General features: G+C 40.8%; 1 protein-coding gene. It reads right to left on the bottom strand.

What is annotated here, in order from left to right; all coding sequences use genetic code 11:
• On the bottom strand, positions 1–766 hold a 766-nt coding region (locus ACRCJ0_RS15930), incomplete at its 3' end, for a metallophosphoesterase family protein (protein WP_431391151.1).
• Positions 767–912 lie beyond the last annotated feature (146 nt).

Here is a 912-nt window from a genome sequence, read left to right on the forward strand (position 1 = left end):
TTGAATGTTGAAATTGCCATTCAGCTGTTTCAATAAATTCTAATTCAGCTGGGACGCCCTTAGCTAAGTTAACGATTAAGGCGCCTTTAGCCCCGTCTTCCTTGAAGCTAGCCCCTTGAATGTTTCCTGGGTACACCATAGCAGGATTTTCATAGATCACTTGTCCTTTATGAATGTGACCAAGCGCCCAGTAGTCATAGCCGTGGCTAGCTAATTGACTTGGATTAAAAGGTGCATACCGCTTTTGCCCATCAGTAGATGAATTGTCTCCGTGTAGCAACCCGATGTGGTAGTCAACTAAGGTGTCACGATTCGGATAGGCCTCTGAACGGTCTTCTGAAATCCATTGCTGGTCATAAGAGAAACCTGTGATAGCCACACTTTCCCCAGCTGGTGTTGATAGGTATTTCGTTTCAGGTTCAACCCCGAAAATATAGACATTCTTAGGTAATTTCAAGCGGTGATCAGCGTCAGCATCGAAGTCGTGGTTACCGTAAATCATGTATACTGGAATATCCGCGTCAGCTAACCGTTGCATCCCGTTGGAAAAGGCAAATTGCGCACGCAAAGTAGCACGCGCCCCATGGTAGATATCACCGGCAATTAAGAAAAAGTCTACTTGTTCATTAATCGCTGTTTGAATTAAGTTGTCGAATGAATTTAAAGTCGCTTCTGATAAAGCATATTGCAAGTAATCGTCTTTGATTGGTAAATTTTTGAAGGTCTGGTCCAAATGCAAATCTGCTGTGTGTATAAATCTCACCATATTGATTACTCCGTTCATAAATTTATTGGCATTTTGCTTAGAAATTGTTAAATTGCCTTATTCTTATTTTAACATACAGACCAGAAACTTGTGAAAGATGACGCCGTCTTAAAGGATTTTAAAGAATCTAAAACTTGGCAAAATAA

This window comes from Aerococcus sp. L_32 (genome assembly GCF_050689315.1).